Source organism: Burkholderia sp. M6-3 (assembly GCF_050858985.1).
Taxonomy (GTDB): Bacteria; Pseudomonadota; Gammaproteobacteria; order Burkholderiales; family Burkholderiaceae; genus Paraburkholderia; species Paraburkholderia caledonica.
The window spans coordinates 227946-245716 of record NZ_CP110090.1 but is presented as its reverse complement, the minus strand read 5'-3'; the positions used below and the strand labels follow the sequence as shown (position 1 = coordinate 245716).

Here is a 17771-nt window from a genome sequence, read left to right as displayed (position 1 = left end):
ACACGCTCATGGTGCTTGATCAGGACCACCTGATGGTCCGCGACGCGCTGCGCACATTCGTGCGTGAAGCAGTCACGCCGTACGCGGCGACGTGGGATCGCAAGCGCACGTTCCCGAAGGACGTTCACCGCCAACTCGCGGAACTTGGCGCATACGGCGTGCTGGTGCCCGAAACCTACGGCGGCGCCGGCATGGACGCGCTCGCGCTCGCGCTGATTCTCGAAGAAATTGCCGCGGGCGACGGTGGTACATCCACGGCGATCTCCGTGAACAATTGCCCCGTATGCAGCATCCTGCTGACTTACGGCAACGACGCGCAAAAGCGTGACTGGCTCACGCCGCTCGCGCGCGGTGAAATGCTCGGCGCGTTTTGTCTGACCGAACCGCAAGCCGGCTCCGACGCATCGGCGCTGCGCACCACCGCTACACGCGATAAAGACGGCGACGCGTACGTGCTGAACGGCGTCAAGCAGTTCATCACGAGCGGCAAGAACGGCGACGTCGCGATCGTGATGGCCGTCACCGACAAGGCGGCGGGCAAGCGCGGCATCAGCGCGTTTATCGTGCCGACCGACAGCAAGGGTTACGTGGTCGCGCGAGTCGAAGACAAGCTTGGCCAGCATTCGTCGGACACCGCGCAAATCATCTTCGAAGACTGCCGCGTGCCGGCCGCGAATCTGATCGGCGCGGAAGGCGAGGGTTATCGCATCGCGCTGTCGGGGCTCGAAGGCGGGCGCATCGGCATCGCTGCGCAAAGTGTCGGCATGGCCCGCGCCGCATACGAAGCCGCGCTGACGTATGCAAGAGAGCGCGAGAGCTTCGGTCAGCCGCTTTTTTCGCACCAGGCGGTGCAATTCCGCCTCGCCGACATGGCGACGCAACTCGAAGCCGCGCGTCAGTTGATCTGGCACGCGGCGTCGCTGAAGGACGCCGGTCAGCCGTGTCTCACGGAAGCCGCCATGGCGAAACTGTTTGCGTCGGAAGCTGCCGAGCGAATCTGTTCGGCGGCGCTGCAGATCCACGGCGGCTATGGGTATCTCAGCGACTTTCCGGTCGAGCGGATTTATCGCGACGTACGCGTGTGCCAGATCTACGAAGGCACGAGCGACATTCAGAAAATATTGATCGCGCGCGGTCTCGGCTAGGGTTCGATGAGTTCGATGAGTTCGAAAAACAGTCACAAGTCGTCCGCGCAGCGGCCCGCCGACTGTCCATGCGGCGGCGCGGTTCCGGGCCAGGCAAGCGCCGCAAAAGCGCCGCGCTTCGAGCAGTGCTGCGGCCGTTACATCGACGGCGGCGAGGTCGCGCCGCGCGCACTGGAACTGATGCGCTCGCGGTACAGCGCTTATGTAGTCGGCGCAACGAACTATTTACGCGCGACCTGGGCGCCACAAACCTGCCCCGCCGAACTGGACGTCGACGTGTCGGCGCCCGACGCTCCTCGCTGGCTCGGGCTGCAAATCAAGACGTTCGCGGAGATCGATCCGCGTCATGCGACGGTCGAGTTCGTCGCCAGATACAAGGTTGCAGGCCGCGCGCACAGGCTGCACGAGTTGAGCCGCTTCATTTGCAACGACGAAGGACGCTGGCTCTACGTCGACGGCGATGTAAGCGAGTAGCTTTCAGCGCCTTTCTATTATCTGGCCGCGCGGCCGCAGGTAATGCGCCGCCATCGCATATGGCCCCATAGAAGCGTCGTTTTCTTCCGTTGGCTCGGCGCCACAGGCCGCGCCTTACCTTTGCTCACTTCGCCCGCTGCGGTGCCGCGCAACGGCTGCCACGCCGGCTCCAGAACCCATCTGCCACCGCCCCCAGCCCCGCGCTGCGCCGAGTCCACGCGCAGCCAAACAAGCCCTCGCGCGATGCAGCAATTTTTTCGTCGCGGGTTCTCCTTGATTGCACAAAACAAAATTGTCGTGCCAGGATGAGGTCGTTGCTTCGTGACGCCGCGATGCGAGGACCAGTTGGTAAGGGTTCCGCAAGCCGTGCCGGTGCCTGCCCGATAACCAGATAGAAACGGTTACGGCCGCGGCGCCCGGCGGCAGACGTGGCGTTCATCATCGGCGCGTGGGGTCGCGTCGGCCGTTGGGTTTATCCCGTGCGATCTCGATTGACGTGCGTGCGCTTCGCGCAATGCGTACGTGAGCATCTTTTTGTTTGTCGCAAACGTGCACGAAAGGCGAATGTCGGCCGCGTGTTTCGATGAACGGACCCAAGATGTCCAGGCAGTCTTTTCAGGCAGGTGCGTGAATGGTGTTGAGCAAGGTCCTTACGAAGTGTGCGGTGATTTGTGCAGCGGCCACGTGCGCTGTCGCAGTCGCGCAGGCGAATCCGCTCGCGGACGCCCAGCCCGGACCCCTCGCCCGCGCGCAGGTGCCGCGCATCGCGCTCCAGGACGACGTTTATCTGCCCACCGCGCGCCTGAACGAACAGATTATCCGCATACCCGTCGATGCCGACGGTGACATCACGCTTCAGACAACGGTCTACAAACCGGACGGCGCAGGCCCGTTTCCGATGATCGTCTTCAATCACGGCAAGATTCCGGGCGATCCCCGCATGCAGGAGCGCAGCGACCCGCTGCCGCTCGCGCGCGAATTCGTGCGCCGTGGCTATGTGGTCGTAGCACCGAACCGCCAGGGTTTTGGCCAGTCGGGCGGCGTCTATCATCAGGACGGTTGCGACGTCGAACGCAACGGCATGTCGCAGGCCGGCGACGTTGCGGCCGCCGTTGATTACATGTCGAAGCAGCCCTACGTCGACGCGTCACACATCGTGGTGGCCGGCACGTCACACGGCGGTCTCGCAACGTTGGCCTACGGCACCGAGGCCGCACCGGGCGTGCGCGCGTTGATCAACTTTTCGGGCGGCTTGCGGCAGGACGCGTGCGGCGACTGGCAAGGCAACCTGACGCGCGCATTCGGCGCGTATGGCGACAAAACGAAAGTGCCGTCGCTGTGGATGTACGGCGATAACGACTCAGTGTGGAATGCGCCACTCGTGGCCGGCATGTACGCGGCGTACGTAGCGCACGGCGCGAGCGCAAAGATGGTCGACTACGGCAGCTACAAGAACGACGCACATCGGCTCGTCGGCGACCGCGACGGCGTGCATGTGTGGTGGCCCGCCGTCGAGGCCTTCCTCGCCCGCGTCGGCATGCCTACGGGCGTGCAGTACCGGGTATCGGATCCTTCGGCGCCCAAAGCGAGCGGCTTTGCGTCAGTAGATGCCGTAGACGCGGTGCCCTATGTCGACGAAGCTGGACGCAACGGCTATCGCAACTTCCTGCATCAGTATCCGAGCCGCGCATTTGCGGTGTCCGACACGGGTGCGTGGTCGTGGGCCGAGGGCGGCGACGATCCGATGTCGGTTGCGATTGCTAACTGCCAGAAACAGAGTTCCGCGCCTTGCCGGTTGTATGCCGTCGATAGTTCTGTCGTCTGGGGTGATCAGGGTTCGCGGACGGCGGATAGTGGTGCTACCAGCGGGTCAGGATCTTCTGCCGACGAAGCACGGCGGGCTATTGCCAGTCGCGAATGATGTCGCGGTTGGATTCTGGTTTAGATGCGCAGCGGTTTAGGGCATAGGCAGGGCATTGGTTTTTAAGTACCGCCAACGTTCAAGAGCCGTTAGCCTGTTCTTTGCTGCCCCTCCTTTGAATTTCTTAGAGGCCCGCCTGACGGGCCTTTCTTGCATTCCTCTGTGCTGCCAATCCAGCGAAGTGGCTGCACTTGCCATCGTGCAGACCGGACTTCCAGGCTGACGTGTCACCACGACGACTCCGTCTGATTTCGGTCCGTCATGCTCAACTATTTGCCAGCCTCAAGTCTTCTCTGATCATGTGACCCGATAGTCACATCTCCCCGCTCGCCGCCCCTTCCCCCGAATCTCGCCCACTACTCCCAATTACTTTGCCGTCGTCAACTCCGGCGATTTGCGAGCTCCAGATTCAAACGCAAATCACCTGTCGCGAACAGCGCTGAACCCCGCGGCGGCCAGCGAAAAGCACGGTCAAAGGCCTAGTGCAAAGGCCGAAATAAACCGCTAATCTCGACCCCGCACGCTAGCCGAGGGCTGCGCGCAGCGTCGCCAACGCGCACGCGCCGCGCCGCGCCCGGAAAAACCATAAAAACAAACCACGGCAGCAGCAAGAAAAGCTTCTCTGGAGTACCTCTTGGAAAATTCAGCAACACCTTCAACATCGACCGAAGACTGGGTGGCCCGCAGCCTGCGCGCGGTCTGGCATCCCTGCACGCAGATGAAGCACCACGAGCGCCTTCCGCTCGTGCCGGTCGCGCGCGGTCAAGGCGCGTGGCTGTACGACCGCGCCGGCCATCGTTATCTGGATGCGATCAGTTCGTGGTGGGTGAATCTCTTCGGCCACGCAAACCCGCGCATCAACGCGGCACTCAAGGACCAGCTCGATACGCTCGAGCACGCCATGCTCGCCGGTTGCACGCACGAACCCGCGATCGAACTCGCGGAGCGCCTCGGTGCGCTCACACACGGCACGCTGGGTCACGCGTTCTTCGCGTCGGACGGCGCATCGGCAGTCGAAATTGCGCTCAAGATGAGCTTCCACTCGTGGCGCAATCGCGGTTTCGCCGACAAGCAGGAATTCGTCTGCGTCGCGAACAGCTACCACGGCGAGACCATCGGCGCGCTCGGCGTCACCGATGTAGCGCTGTTCAAAGACGCCTACGATCCGCTGATCCGCAACGCGCACGTCGTCGCGTCACCCGACGCGCGTCTGGCGAAACCAGGTGAGACGGCTGCGGACGTCGCACGTCGCGCGCTCGACCATGTACGCGCGCTCTTCGAGGCCCGCGCCACGAAGATCGCAGCGCTAATCGTCGAGCCGCTCGTACAGTGCGCGGCCGGCATGGCCATGCACGACGCTTCGTATATCGCCGGCCTGCGCGCGCTGTGCGATCAATATGGCGTGCATCTGATCGCCGACGAAATCGCCGTTGGCTGCGGACGCACGGGCACCTTCTTCGCGTGCGAACAGGCTGGCATCTGGCCGGACTTTCTGTGCCTGTCCAAAGGTATAAGCGGTGGCTATCTGCCGCTTTCCATCGTGCTCTCGCGCGACGAAATCTTCGAAGCCTTCTATCACGACGACACCGCTCGCGGCTTCTTGCACTCGCATTCGTACACCGGCAATCCGCTCGCGTGCCGCGCGGCGCTCGCCACGCTCGATCTATTTGCGACTGACAACGTGCTCGCAGCCAACGCGCAGAAGTCGGCGAAGCTGATGGCGGCGCTCGCGCCGCTCGCGGAGCATGAACAGGTGCGCAACCTGCGGCAGTGCGGCACCATCGTCGCCTTCGACGCAGCAATCGAAAACCCTCAGCATGCCAAAACATTCTCGCGCCGCTTCTTCGAAAACGCGTTGCAACGTGAACTGCTGCTGCGCCCCATTTCGACCACGGTTTATCTGATGCCTCCATACATTCTCGACGACGACGAAATCGCGCTGCTCGCCTCGCGCACTCGCGAAACGTTCGACGCAACGCTCGCGCAGGTCCGCTAATGCATCTCCTCGACAGACTCTCAGCGGGGCTGAAGGAAATCGACGAACGCGGCCTGCGCCGTCGACGCCGCACGGCCGACACGCCCTGCGCCGCGCACATGACGGTCGACGGACGCGAGATCATCGGCTTTGCGAGCAATGACTATCTCGGGCTCGCCGCGCATCCGCAACTGATTGCCGCCATTGCCGAAGGCGCGCAACGCTATGGCGCGGGCAGCGGCGGTTCGCATCTGCTCGGCGGCCACTCGCGCGCGCATGCGCAGCTCGAAGACGACCTTGCCGAATTCGTCGGCGGATTCGTGGATACACCGCGCGCGCTCTACTTCAGCACCGGCTACATGGCGAATCTGGCGACGCTCACCGCGCTCGCGGGCCGCGGCACGACGCTCTTCTCCGACGCACTGAATCACGCGTCGCTGATCGACGGCGCCCGTTTATCGCGAGCAGATGTGCAGATCTATCCGCACTGCGATATGGAAGCGCTGAGCGCGATGCTCGACGCGTCGGACGCGGATGTGAAAGCAATCGTCTCCGACACGGTGTTCAGCATGGACGGCGACATTGCACCGCTGCCGCGTCTGCTCGAACTCGCGGAACAACATGGCGCATGGCTGATCGTCGACGACGCGCATGGTTTCGGCGTGCTCGGCCCGCAAGGTCGCGGCGCCGTCGCGGACGCCGCGTTGCGCTCGCCAAATCTGATTTCCATCGGCACACTCGGCAAGGCGGCGGGCGTGTCGGGCGCGTTCGTCGCCGCGCACGAGACGGTGATCGAATGGCTCGTACAGCGCGCGCGTCCTTATATTTTCACCACGGCATCCGTGCCCGCAGCGGCGCATGCGGTTTCGGCGAGTCTGCGCATTATCGGCGGCAATGAAGGCGATGAACGTCGCGCGCATTTGCGGCAATTGATCGAACGCACGCGCGCGATGCTCAAGAGCTCGCCTTGGATTCCGGTCGATTCGCACACTGCCGTTCAGCCGCTCGTGATCGGCGCGAACGAGGCGACGCTGGATATTGCGGCCTCGCTCGACCGCGCCGGTTTGTGGGTTCCCGCAATCCGTCCGCCGACCGTGCCCACCGGCACATCGCGCCTGCGCATATCGTTGTCTGCTGCGCATTCGCATGCGGATCTCGACCGGCTGGAAGCCGGCTTGCAACAGGCGGGAGCGCAAGCCATATGACCGCCACGAACTCTGCCCTGTCGCTCTTCGTCACCGGCACCGATACTGAAATCGGCAAGACGTTCGTCTCTTGTGCATTGTTGCGCGGCTTCGCGCGCGAAGGTCTGCAAGCCGCCGCAATGAAGCCGATCGCTGCGGGCGCATTCGAGCTGAACGGCGAACTGCATAACGAAGACGCGGATCAGCTCGACGCCGCTTCGACCGTGCTGCTGCCTCCCGCGATGCGCACGCCGTATCTGCTGAAGGAACCCGCGGCGCCCCATATCGCGGCCGCGTTGGAGAACGTCGCCCTCGATATCGACCATATCGTCGCTTGCCATGCGCAGGCGTTGACGCGCGCGGACGTCGTGGTAGTGGAAGGTGTCGGCGGTTTCCGCGTGCCGTTGACCGCTACACATGACACCGCCGATCTCGCCGTCGCGCTGAAGCTGCCGGTCGTGCTGGTGGTCGGCATGCGCCTCGGCTGCATCAGCCACGCGTTGCTCACCGCTGAGGCCATCGCCGCGCGCGGGCTTACGCTTGCTGGCTGGGTAGCGAATCGCGTCGACCCGGACATGACTTTCCCCGACGAAAACATCGCGTCTATCCGCGAGCATCTCGCACGTGAACACGGCGCGCCGTTGCTCGGCATCGTGCCGCATCTGCGCCCAACGGCGCCGGAACTTGCGGCTGATCAACTCGACATCAACCGGCTATTGCAGACGCTGCGTGACGCGCAGCGCTGAATCAACCAACACATCCATTCATGAGGATTGAACACATGACGCAACTGAACATCGCCCCCGCGCGTGCTGAAACGGCCGCCAGCAACTCCAATGCAAATGCCAATGTCGATGCAGCGGGCAAGCAGCTCGCGCGCTGGCGCGTTGCCGATATCGTCGCGTTGTATGAACTGCCGTTCAACGATCTGATGTTTCGCGCGCAGCAAACGCATCGCGAGCATTTCGATGCGAACACGGTCCAACTATCGACACTGCTTTCCATCAAGACCGGCGGCTGCGAAGAAGATTGCGCGTACTGCCCGCAGTCCGTGCATCACGATACGGGCCTGCAGGCCGACAAGCTGATGCCGGTCGACGAAGTGCTCGCCGCCGCAAAGGCCGCCAAGGAAAACGGTGCGACGCGCTTCTGTATGGGCGCCGCGTGGCGCAATCCGAAAGACCGGCACCTCGAGCCGATCAAAGACATGATTCGCGGCGTCAAGGCGATGGGTCTGGAAACCTGCGTGACGCTCGGTATGCTCGAAACGCATCAGGCGCAGCAATTGCGCGAAGCAGGCCTCGACTACTACAACCACAACCTCGACACGTCGCCGGAGTTCTACGGACAGATCATTTCGACGCGCACTTATCAGGACCGTCTCGACACGCTTGAACGCGTGCGCGACGCCGGCATCAACGTGTGCTGCGGCGGCATCGTTGGACTGGGCGAGTCGCGCCGCGAACGTGCGGGCCTGATCGCGCAACTGGCGAACATGGACCCGTACCCCGAGTCGGTGCCCATCAACAATCTGGTGCAAGTGGAAGGCACGCCGCTGACAGGCACCGAATCGATCGATCCGTTCGAATTCGTTCGGACGATTGCGATTGCACGCATCACCATGCCGCGCGCGATGGTGCGCCTGTCGGCCGGCCGCGAGCAGATGGACGAAGCGTTGCAGGCGATGTGTTTCCTCGCGGGTGCGAATTCGATTTTCTACGGCGATCAGTTGCTCACCACGAGCAATCCGCAAGCGGAAGCGGACCGCAAGCTACTCGAACGCCTCGGCATTCGCGCCGAAGCGGCGCAGCACATGCCGCTCGATAAAAGCGGCTGCGAGCATGGTTGCGAACATGAGCAACCGGCACAGGCCACGACGAACTAAGTACACTGACCGCGCGCTGTAAATGCCGCGCAATGAAAAAGGCCGCTTCAATACGAAGCGGCCTTTTTTATCTTCAGCCCGAAAAGTTACTTCTTGTCGACGATGATCTGATCGAACGTTCCGCCGTCCGAGAAATGCGTTTGCTGCGCTTTCTGCCAGCTGCCGAACATTTCTTCGACGGTGAACGTCTTGATCGGCTTGAACTCGGCGGCGTGCTTCGCGAGCACGTTCTTGTCACGCGGACGCAGATGATGTTGGGCGATGATCTCCTGCGCGGCCGGCGACCACAGATAGTCCAGGTAAGCCTGCGCCTCCTTGCGCGTGCCGCGCTTGTCGACCACCTTGTCGACGATCGATACCGGCGGCGCCGCAAGCAGGCTCACCGACGGATAGACCGCTTCGAAATTGCCCGCGCCCACGCCGGTATTCATCAGCGCGACTTCGTTTTCGAATGTCACCAGCACATCGCCGACGCCACGTTGCGTGAACGTCGTCGTTGCGCCGCGGCCGCCCGTGTCGAGCACCGGCACGTTCTTGAAGATCGCTTTTTCGAAGTCGAGCGCCTGTGCGTCGCTGCCGCCGTGCTGCTTGCGATAACCCCACGCGGCCAGATACGTATAACGTCCGTTGCCCGAAGTTTTCGGATTCGCGATCACCACTTGCACGCCGGGCTTCGCCAGATCGTCCCAATCCTTGATGTGCTTCGGATTGCCCTTGCGCACGAGGAACACCATCGTGGTCGTGTACGGTGCGCTGTCGTCCGGCAGACGCGCGCGCCAGTTGGCTGGGACCAGTTGGCCTTTTTCCGCGAGCAGGTCGATGTCGTTCGGCTGATTCATCGTCACGACGTCCGCCTGCAAACCCTGCAATACCGACAACGCCTGCGCGCTCGACGCGCCATGCGACTGGCGAATCGATACGCTCTCGCCGCTCTTCTGCTTGTACGCGGCGATGAAGCCGGCATTGATGTCCTTATACAACTCGCGTGTCACGTCGTACGACACGTTCATCAACGACGTCTCCGCGTGCGCTGCCGACACGCCGCCGAGCGCAAGCGCGGCTGCCGTAAAACCGGCCGCCAGCCAGCGCGTTGTCCCCGTCCTGTATGCCATGTTGTCCCCGCTATCGATGATAAAAACCTGTGGCCGCGCAATTGCGCAGCGTGAAGCGGGATTCTAGCGGATCGCCTGTGCGCGCCTCGGCCGAAGTCGGGACGCGCGATAGCCGTCGCATGACGGGCATCGAGCGGCGCACGATAAGAAGCCGAACAGGTCTGCGGAACCAACGGTCCGCAGCCAGCGCGTCAAACCAGCGCCTGCTGGCCAAGCTCTAACGCTTCGTCGCGAAAGCGCAGCGGCGCCGCGCAATGCACCAGTGTGTCGACGAAATACTTCGCCCTTGGCCACGGGCCGAAACCGGCTGCGGTGTTGATATGCCCTGCGTCGCCCAGATTGACGAACGCACTGCCGAAGCGCTGCGCGAGTTCGCGAGCGCCGGCGAGCGGCATCCACGGATCGGTTTCGCTGCCGATCAGAATGGACGGAACGCCGACACGCCGAGCCTCGAACGGTCCCGCGAAAGCGAATTTCTGCGGGCTTGCGGGCGCAACGAACAGCACGCCGACTACCTCGTTTGCATACGACGCCTGCTGCAACGCGTGCGCAGTCGCAAGGCAGCCGAAGCTATGCGCGGCGAGCACGAACGGCCCCCGTTCACGCGCGAGCAATTCGCGCAGCGAATTCGCCCAACCTGCGACGTCCGGTGAATCCCAGTCGGCCTGCTCGACGCGCAACGACCGCGCGAACTGGCGTTCCAGCCAGGTTTGCCAATGTGCGCCCTCGCTGCCATGCAGGCCGGGAACGGTCACGAGCCGCGGCGGCCACGGCGCTGTGGTGCATGAAAGCATGTCTGTCCCTCGCTACGGGAAACCGGGAGGCCATTGTCCCGCCGTGCGACGCGTGGACGAACCAAGTTTTTGTGCTTTGTTTATGGAGTGGATCACCGCAACGGGCGGCACACGGGTCTGCGACGCGCACGGTCGTGCGCAACCGCGCGGGATTGCCGGCGAAAAAGTAGAATGAAGCCTATCCATAAAAGGAGGAGCCCTCATGTTGCCAGCGTCGTGCGCCGTGCCGCAGCCGCCGGAAGCCTCGCAGCCATGCTGCCGCGCGTCTCGCGCGAAACGGCGCGATCGCGCATCCAGCGGCGAGGCCGCATGAAAATCCTCTTTTACATGCCGAACGCCGAAGCCGCCGCCTGGCTGCACGACTTCGCCCGTGCGCTGCCGGAGGCCGATTTGCGCGAATGGCAGCCCGGCGACACCGCGCCCGCCGATTTTGCCGTCGTATGGCGCCCGCCTCGCGACATGCTGGCCGGCCGCGGCGATCTGCGGGCGATCTTCAATCTGGGTGCGGGCGTCGACGCGATTCTCGCGCTCGAACGCGAGCAGCCCGGCACGTTGCCCGGCAACGCGCAGTTGATCCGTCTCGAAGACAGCGGCATGGCGCCGCAAATGGCCGAATACGTAACGCATGCGGTGCTGCGCTATCTGCGGCGCTTCGACGAATATCAAACGCTGCAACGCGAGGGTCGCTGGCAAGTACTCGATCCGCATCCGCGCGAGACGTTCACGGTGGGTGTCCTCGGACTCGGCGTGCTCGGCGCACATGTCGCACAAGCTGTCGCCGCGTTCGGCATGCCGGTGCGCGGTTATAGCCGTAGCGCGCGCCACGTCGAAGGCATTACGACGTTTGATGGCGCGGCGCAATTCGACGCGTTTCTCGACGGCGTGAAGGTGCTCGTGAATCTGCTGCCTCATACGCCGGACACCGCCGACGTGCTCGGCGCGCGCACGTTTTCGCGGCTTGAGCGTGGCGCGTATCTGATCAACGTTGCACGCGGCGCGCATCTCGTCGAAGCAGATCTGCTCGACGCGCTGGCAAGCGGTCAGCTGGCCGCAGCCACGCTCGACGTGTTTCGCGAGGAACCGCTACCCGCCGATCACCCGTTCTGGCAGGAGCCGCGCATTGCCATTACGCCGCACATCTCCGCGCTAACGTTGCGCGAAGAAAGCGTCGCGCAGATCGCGGAAAAAATGCTGGCGCTGGAGCGTGGGGAAGCGGTCGGGGGCGTGGTGGACATCGAACGCGGATATTGACATCGTCGAATTGCATGAGCAGGAGCAGGTTCCAAACCGCCAACTCCAATCGACTACTGTGTATGAGGAGACAATCATGGCCGTACCGCAGCAAGTGAAGATCGTCGAAGTGGGCCCGCGCGACGGTCTCCAGAACGAGAAGGAGTTCGTCCCGACCGCCACGAAGATCGAACTGATCAACCGGCTCTCCGCAGCGGGTTTTCGCAACGTCGAAGCGGCGTCGTTCGTGTCGCCCAAATGGGTGCCGCAGATGGCCGACGGCGCGGAAGTCATGTCCGGCATCGAGCGCCGCCCCGGCACCATCTATTCGGTGCTCACGCCTAACCTGCGCGGCTTCGAAGGCGCGCTTGCCGCACGCGCGGACGAGATCGTGATCTTCGGCGCCGCGAGCGAAGCGTTCTCGCAGAAGAACATCAACTGCAGCATCGCGGAAAGTATCGAACGATTCGCGCCGGTCGCGCAGGCAGCCAAGGAGCACGGCCTGCGCATTCGCGGCAGTGTGTCGTGTGCGCTCGGTTGTCCGTATCAAGGCGAGGTGCCGGTCGCGTCGGTGGTCGACGTGGTGCAACGCTTTGCAGCGCTCGGCTGCGACGAAATCGACATCGCCGACACAATCGGCGTAGGCACGCCGAAGCGCACGCGCGAAGTCTTCGAAGCGGTGACGCAAGTGTTTCCGCGCGAGCGTCTGTCCGGGCACTTTCACGACACGTATGGCCAGGCGTTGGCCAACATCTACGCGGCGCTGCAGGAAGGCATCGAAATCTATCACGCGTCGGTGGCGGGGCTCGGCGGCTGTCCGTATGCGAAGGGCGCAACCGGCAACGTCGCGACCGAAGACGTGCTGTATCTGATGAACGGCCTAGGCATCGAGACCGGCATCGACCTTGCTCAAGTCGTGGCAATCGGCGATTTCATTTCCACGTCTATCGGTCGGCCGAACGTTTCGCGCGCGGGCAAGGCGCTGCTCGCGAAGGCGCGCAGCGAAGCGGCCAACTGCGTTTGAGCCTGCGTCGAACATCTTCCTCAAGACATTGCCGGACACCAGACTATCAGGACCTGACACGATGACGGACCACGCTTCTCTCGACCCGGACGATCTCACCGCATTACCCGACTCTGCACGCCGCGTTGCACTGCTGCTGCGCGAGCGCGGACACAGTGGCCGGATCGTCATGCTGCCGGAGACCGGCAAGACTTCAGCCGAAGCCGCCGCCGGCCTTGGCTGTTCAGTCGCGCAGATCGCAAAATCGATCCTGTTTCGCCGTCGCGAAGACGATGCGCCGGTGCTGGTGGTCGCGAGCGGCGCGAATCGCGTCGATGAAAAGAAGGTGGCGGCGCAGGTGGGCGACATCGGCCGCGCCGACGCGAAGTTCGTCCGCGAAAAGACCGGGTATGCGATTGGCGGCGTGTGTCCGGTCGGTCATGCGGTCGAGCCGGTCACGCTGATCGATGAAGACCTGCTCGCGCTGGACAGTCTGTGGGCGGCCGCCGGACACCCGCATGCGGTGTTCAATCTGAGCGCCCAGGAACTGGTTGCATTGACGGGCGCGCCGGTGGTCGACGTGGCGCTGCGCGAGACGGCCTGACGCGATGACAGCGGTAATCAACAAAGCAACGGATGCCGAGGGCGTGCCGTCGCCGTGCATCAACGTGTGCCGGATGAATGCATCGACCGGATGGTGCGAAGGTTGCCTGCGCACCATCGACGAAATCGCCGGCTGGTCGATCTACGACGATCACGAGAAGCGCGCCGTATGGAACGAACTGGAGGCCCGGCGCGCCCGGTTGATCGCAGAACAGGCAAAGGTGCAGCCATGAACGCGCCGCCGCGCATTGTCACCATCGGCGAGACGTTCAGCTCGACGCTCACGTTGTCGGTGGATTCGGTGAAGTCGTTCGCAACGCTCGTCAACGACATGAACCCGCTGCATCACGACGAAGCCTACGCGGCGCAAAGCCGCTTCGGTGGTCTCATCGCGTCGGGCACGCAGCCCACCGCGCATTTCATGGCGCTGCTCGCGACGCATTTTTCGACGTACGCGCAGCCCCTCGGGCTCGACTTCGATATCAAGCTGAAGAAGGCCGCGCACGCGGGCGACACGCTCACCATGACCTGGCGCGTGCGCGACGCTTACTGGAAGCCGAGCCTGAACGGAGACCTGACGCACCTCGAGGGCTCGGTCAAGAATCAGCGTGGTGAGGTTGCAGTGGTCGGCACGTCGACCATTCTCGTGATGCCGAAGGCCGAGACCTCCGTGAGCGCAGGCGTAGCAGCCGACTCGGGCACGGGCACGCTATGAACCGATTGCCCGCGTTGCCTGCATCGATCCGCGTCTTCGAGCGCGGCTGGCTTTCGTCGAACAATGTGCTGCTCGTCGACGACGACTGCGCCGCCATCGTGGACACCGGTTACGCGACGCATGCACATCAAACGTTGGCGCTCGTCCAGCAGGCGCTCGGCGAGCGGCCGCTCGATTTGATCGTCAACACGCATCTGCATTCCGACCATTGCGGCGGCAATGCGCTGCTGCAGTCTTCGTGGCCGTGCCGCACGCTCATCCCCGCCTCCGAAGCCGGCGCCGTGCGCGACTGGGACGAGACGCGGCTGAGCTTCCGCGCGACCGCGCAGACCTGCGAGCGCTTCGGCTTCACAGGCACCATCGCACCGGACGCAACGCTGCGCCTGGGCGCACTCGACTGGCAGGTGCTAGGCGCGCCCGGCCACGATCCTCATTCGCTGATCCTGTACTGCGCTGACGAACGCATCCTGATCAGCGCCGACGCGCTGTGGGAGAACGGCTTCGGCGTGATCTTTCCAGAACTGGAAGGCGAAAGCGGCTTCGCGGAGGAGCAGGCGGTGCTCGAAGCCATTGCAGCACTCGACGTGCGCCTTGTGATTCCCGGTCATGGGGCGCCGTTCACGAACGTGGGACAGGCACTGGACCGGGCTTTCTCCCGCGTGGCGTGGTTGCGCGCCGACCCGGCCCGCAATGCGAAGAATGCGCTCAAGGTGCTGATTGTCTTCAAGCTGCTCGACGTCCGCTCGATGAGCTTTGCCACGCTGCTGCAAATGCTCGACGACGCGGCGGTCATGCGTGCGGCCGCTTCAATGCTGAAGCCGCGCGGTGAATGGCCCGCACTCGTCAAAACGATTGTCGATGAACTGGCTGCCGGAAACGGACCGCTGATGGTGCATGGCGAGCAGATCGTCGCGCGCGCGGCGCAACGGGCGTAAGCGCCTACGTTGCCTGAAGTGATCGAAGTCCGACCATTGGTGGCCAGCGCATGCGCGTTGGCAAGCGCGCCAGCTTCGGCGCGTCGGCAAAAACGCCGCCACAAAAAGAAAGCCGCTCAACCTATAAAGGCGAGCGGCGGAAATTCTGTCGGACGTGATCAGCGTCTGGTCGAATGATACGCGCGCGCGATTTTTGACCGCATCAGTGATTTCCCTACAGACGCTTGACGGCGGCCGTTGACCGCATGCGGTCTGAAAGCAACGGGAACCGTGCCGAGCCTGGCGAACGATTGACCCGCCGATATGAACAAACGTCCGCGCATATGGTTTGCAATCCATAGCATTGCCGCTGGCCGCGCTGGCCGGACGCACGACGCTCAGACAGACGGCACCCGCCTTTGCGGCACGATGCGCCAGCCGAGATTGACGCCCGCAGCCGCAACGAGGATCAGCACCGCGCCCAGCACCTGAATCCACGCTAGTGCCTGACCAAACGCAACGCGGTCGACGATGATCGCCACCACCGGGTAAATGAATGACAGCGCGCCGGTCATGGAGGTCGGCAGCTTCTGGATGGCGCCGTACAGCAACACATACATGAGGCCGGTATTCACGACGCCCAGCACGACCAGTTCGACCCATTGCGCACCGGTGACGGGCAGCGCGTCGAAACGCACGAACGGCGCCAGCATGACCACGCCGAGTAACACCTGGATCAGCGCGATCAGATGCGGCGGCGTGCCCTTCAGGCGCTTCGTGATAATCGAGGAAACCGCATACATCGCCGCCGCGCCCACCGCATAGGCGATACCCACCAGATATTGCCCCGGCACCGCCAGTACGGCCGGTTCGACCTTGACGACAAACACGAGCCCGATAAATGCGATCAGCAGCCACACGACCGTGGACGCGCTGATACGCTCGCGAAACATCAGCGCGCCAAGCGCCACCAGCATGAACGGCTGCGTGTTGTAGACGGCCGTCGCCATCGAGATCGACGCGCGCGAATAGGCGGCGAACAGCAGCACCCAGTTCGCGACAATCGCCGCGCCGCCGAGTAACGCGAGCCCGAGCATTTTCCACGAGAACAGCTTGCGCCTGAAGAAACCGAGCACGGCGCACACCAGCGCGAGCGTTGCGCCGCCGAAAATGCAGCGAAAAAACACCACATTGAACGGACTCTGCTGCGACGACACCACCAGCCAGCCGATCGTGCCCGACATCAGCATTGCGATGCTCATCTCCGCCGCGCCGCGCCGGATTTCGTTTGAAGCCATGATCCGATCCTCGATTCAATTCTGCCTGACGAGCAGTGTAGATAATCCGCTGTCACGAATACATAGCTAAACTTAAGCACTATCGCGTTCCAACCTAATAATCGAAGGCCGTCATGACAAAACGCCTCGCACAGCCCACGCCTGCAGCGCTCGACGAAACGGACCGGGCGCTCCTCGCTGCACTCGCCGAAGACGCGCGCCGTCCAGTCAGCGAACTTGCTCGCCTCGTCGGACTATCGGCGCCGAGCACGGCTGAGCGCATTCGACGGCTGGAAGCGCAAGGCGTGATCGAGCGCTTCACCGTCCAGCTCGATCCGCGCGCGTTGGGTTTCACGCTGCAAGCTATCGTGCGCGTGAAGCCGTTACCCGGCCAATTGCATCTGGTGGAAGAAGTGATCCGGCGCATTCCGGAGTTTGTGGAATGCGACAAAGTGACCGGCGACGATTGCTTCATCTGTCGCCTCTATCTGCATTCGATCGAGCACCTCGACGAGATTCTGTCGAAGGTCGCCGAGCGGGCGGAGACGAGCAGCGCGATCGTCAAATCGACGCCCATCGCGCGGCGTCTGCCGCCGCTCGGTTAAGCGAGCAACGCTACTTTTCGAGCGCTTCGAAGAAGGACAGCATTTCGGCGACCAGTTCGTCAGGCGCCTCTTCGGGTATGTAGTGGCCGCAAGACAGCGAACGACCGCTCACGTCGCGCGCCACGTGACGCCATTCGTCCAGCGCGTCGAAGCACTTTTCGATCACGCCCTTGTCGCCCCACAACACGCGCAACGGGCAGGCGATCTTCTGTCCGCGCTCGATGTCCGCGCGGTCGTGCTCAAGGTCGATACTGGCCGACGCGCGGTAGTCCTCGCACATTGCATGCACCGCACCGGGTTGCGCGAGCGCCGAGCGGTAAGCGTCGAGCGCGGCTGGGTCGAACGGCGCGAGACCTGCGTGACGGCTTCCCATGACCGCATCGACATAAGCAGCCGGGTTTGCGCCGATCAGCGTTTCGGGCAGCGGCTCCGGCTGAATCAGGAAGAACCAGTGGAAATAATGCGTGGCGAAGGTGCGGTCGGTCGCTTCGTACATGGCCAGTGTTGGAGCGATGTCGAGCAGCATCAGACGTTCGACGGCGTCCGGATGATCGATTGCCATGCGATGCGCGACGCGCGCGCCGCGGTCATGCGCGCAGACGAGAAAGCGCTCGAATCCGAAGTGCCGCATCACTGCGACCTGATCGGCAGCCATGGTGCGTTTCGAATACGGCGCATGCGTGGCGTCGCTCTGCGGTTTTGCCGATGCGCCATAGCCGCGAAGGTCGGTGGCGATCACCGTGAAGTGCTGAGCCAACTGGTCCGCGGAGCGCGCCCAGATCAGATGCGATTGCGGATGGCCGTGCAGCAGTAGAAGTGGCGGCCCCGCCCCGCCCTTTACTCCGAAGATATCTGCATCGCCCGCGGCGACGCGAAAGGGCGTGAAATTCTCGAAGGCCATGGCCGGCATCTCTCGTCGTTTGAAGTCAGTCCA

The 17771-nt window shown here is 63.3% G+C and carries 18 protein-coding genes; 14 read left to right on the top strand and 4 right to left on the bottom strand.

The window, feature by feature from the left end:
* Window positions 1-8 precede the first annotated feature (8 nt).
* The 7 genes from OH764_RS01035 to bioB all read left to right on the top strand — a co-directional run bounded on the left by OH764_RS01035 (window position 9) and on the right by bioB (window position 8584).
* Window positions 9-1145: an acyl-CoA dehydrogenase family protein gene (locus OH764_RS01035; protein WP_498847724.1), complete on the top strand. Its 1137-nt coding sequence runs from the start codon at window positions 9-11 to the stop codon at window positions 1143-1145.
* 6 nt (window positions 1146-1151) lie between these two features.
* Entirely contained in the window at window positions 1152-1619 is a 468-nt protein-coding gene (locus OH764_RS01030) for a YchJ family protein (RefSeq protein ID WP_498847723.1), read from the top strand.
* A gap of 631 nt (window positions 1620-2250) precedes the next feature.
* Window positions 2251-3540: a dienelactone hydrolase family protein gene (locus tag OH764_RS01025; RefSeq protein ID WP_498847722.1), complete on the top strand. Its 1290-nt coding sequence runs from the start codon at window positions 2251-2253 to the stop codon at window positions 3538-3540.
* Window positions 3541-4174: 634 nt separating this feature from the next.
* On the top strand, window positions 4175-5536 hold the full coding sequence (bioA, locus tag OH764_RS01020; protein WP_498847721.1) for a PLP-dependent aminotransferase family protein: 1362 nt from the start codon (window positions 4175-4177) through the stop codon (window positions 5534-5536).
* Entirely contained in the window at window positions 5536-6720 is a 1185-nt protein-coding gene (gene bioF / locus OH764_RS01015; protein ID WP_498847720.1) for an 8-amino-7-oxononanoate synthase, read from the top strand. Before bioA ends, bioF begins: the two co-directional genes overlap by 1 nt.
* A complete protein-coding gene (bioD, locus tag OH764_RS01010) occupies window positions 6717-7445 on the top strand; it encodes a dethiobiotin synthase (RefSeq protein ID WP_088173233.1) in 729 nt (242 codons plus the stop codon). The genes bioF and bioD overlap by 4 nt, the downstream gene beginning before the upstream one ends.
* 35 nt (window positions 7446-7480) lie before the next feature.
* A complete protein-coding gene (gene bioB / locus OH764_RS01005; RefSeq protein WP_498847719.1) occupies window positions 7481-8584 on the top strand; it encodes a biotin synthase BioB in 1104 nt (367 codons plus the stop codon).
* 86 nt (window positions 8585-8670) lie between these two features.
* On the opposite strand, the gene OH764_RS01000 is transcribed toward bioB, so the two are convergent.
* Entirely contained in the window at window positions 8671-9696 is a 1026-nt protein-coding gene (locus OH764_RS01000; RefSeq protein WP_498847718.1) for a sulfate ABC transporter substrate-binding protein, read from the bottom strand.
* Between the two features lie 191 nt (window positions 9697-9887).
* A complete protein-coding gene (locus tag OH764_RS00995) occupies window positions 9888-10490 on the bottom strand; it encodes an RBBP9/YdeN family alpha/beta hydrolase (protein WP_498847717.1) in 603 nt (200 codons plus the stop codon).
* 309 nt (window positions 10491-10799) lie between these two features.
* Here OH764_RS00995 and OH764_RS00990 point away from each other — a divergent pair, with 309 nt between their 5' ends.
* The 6 genes from OH764_RS00990 to OH764_RS00965 all read left to right on the top strand — a co-directional run bounded on the left by OH764_RS00990 (window position 10800) and on the right by OH764_RS00965 (window position 14976).
* Window positions 10800-11741, top strand: coding sequence for a 2-hydroxyacid dehydrogenase (locus tag OH764_RS00990; protein ID WP_498847716.1), 942 nt, complete (start codon window positions 10800-10802; stop codon window positions 11739-11741).
* Window positions 11742-11817: 76 nt separating this feature from the next.
* Window positions 11818-12744, top strand: coding sequence for a hydroxymethylglutaryl-CoA lyase (locus tag OH764_RS00985; protein ID WP_114196400.1), 927 nt, complete (start codon window positions 11818-11820; stop codon window positions 12742-12744).
* 61 nt (window positions 12745-12805) lie between these two features.
* Complete coding sequence (locus OH764_RS00980) at window positions 12806-13327, top strand: YbaK/EbsC family protein (RefSeq protein WP_087751682.1); 522 nt, start codon at window positions 12806-12808, stop codon at window positions 13325-13327.
* A 4-nt stretch (window positions 13328-13331) separates the two neighbouring features.
* Window positions 13332-13559 (top strand): DUF1289 domain-containing protein, encoded by a 228-nt coding sequence (locus OH764_RS00975; RefSeq protein ID WP_498847715.1) that lies wholly within the window; start codon window positions 13332-13334, stop codon window positions 13557-13559.
* Window positions 13556-14041, top strand: a complete 486-nt coding sequence (locus tag OH764_RS00970) for a MaoC family dehydratase (RefSeq protein WP_498847714.1) — start codon at window positions 13556-13558, stop codon at window positions 14039-14041. The genes OH764_RS00975 and OH764_RS00970 overlap by 4 nt, the downstream gene beginning before the upstream one ends.
* Window positions 14042-14046: 5 nt before the next feature.
* Complete coding sequence (locus OH764_RS00965) at window positions 14047-14976, top strand: MBL fold metallo-hydrolase (protein WP_498848850.1); 930 nt, start codon at window positions 14047-14049, stop codon at window positions 14974-14976.
* Between the two features lie 377 nt (window positions 14977-15353).
* Here the strand turns inward: OH764_RS00965 and OH764_RS00960 are convergent, their stop codons facing one another.
* Entirely contained in the window at window positions 15354-16253 is a 900-nt protein-coding gene (locus OH764_RS00960; RefSeq protein WP_498847713.1) for a DMT family transporter, read from the bottom strand.
* Window positions 16254-16366: 113 nt separating this feature from the next.
* Between OH764_RS00960 and OH764_RS00955 the strand changes: the two genes are divergently transcribed.
* A complete protein-coding gene (locus OH764_RS00955; protein ID WP_498847712.1) occupies window positions 16367-16837 on the top strand; it encodes an Lrp/AsnC family transcriptional regulator in 471 nt (156 codons plus the stop codon).
* A 10-nt stretch (window positions 16838-16847) separates the two neighbouring features.
* On the opposite strand, the gene OH764_RS00950 is transcribed toward OH764_RS00955, so the two are convergent.
* A complete protein-coding gene (locus tag OH764_RS00950) occupies window positions 16848-17738 on the bottom strand; it encodes an alpha/beta fold hydrolase (RefSeq protein ID WP_498847711.1) in 891 nt (296 codons plus the stop codon).
* Window positions 17739-17771 lie beyond the last annotated feature (33 nt).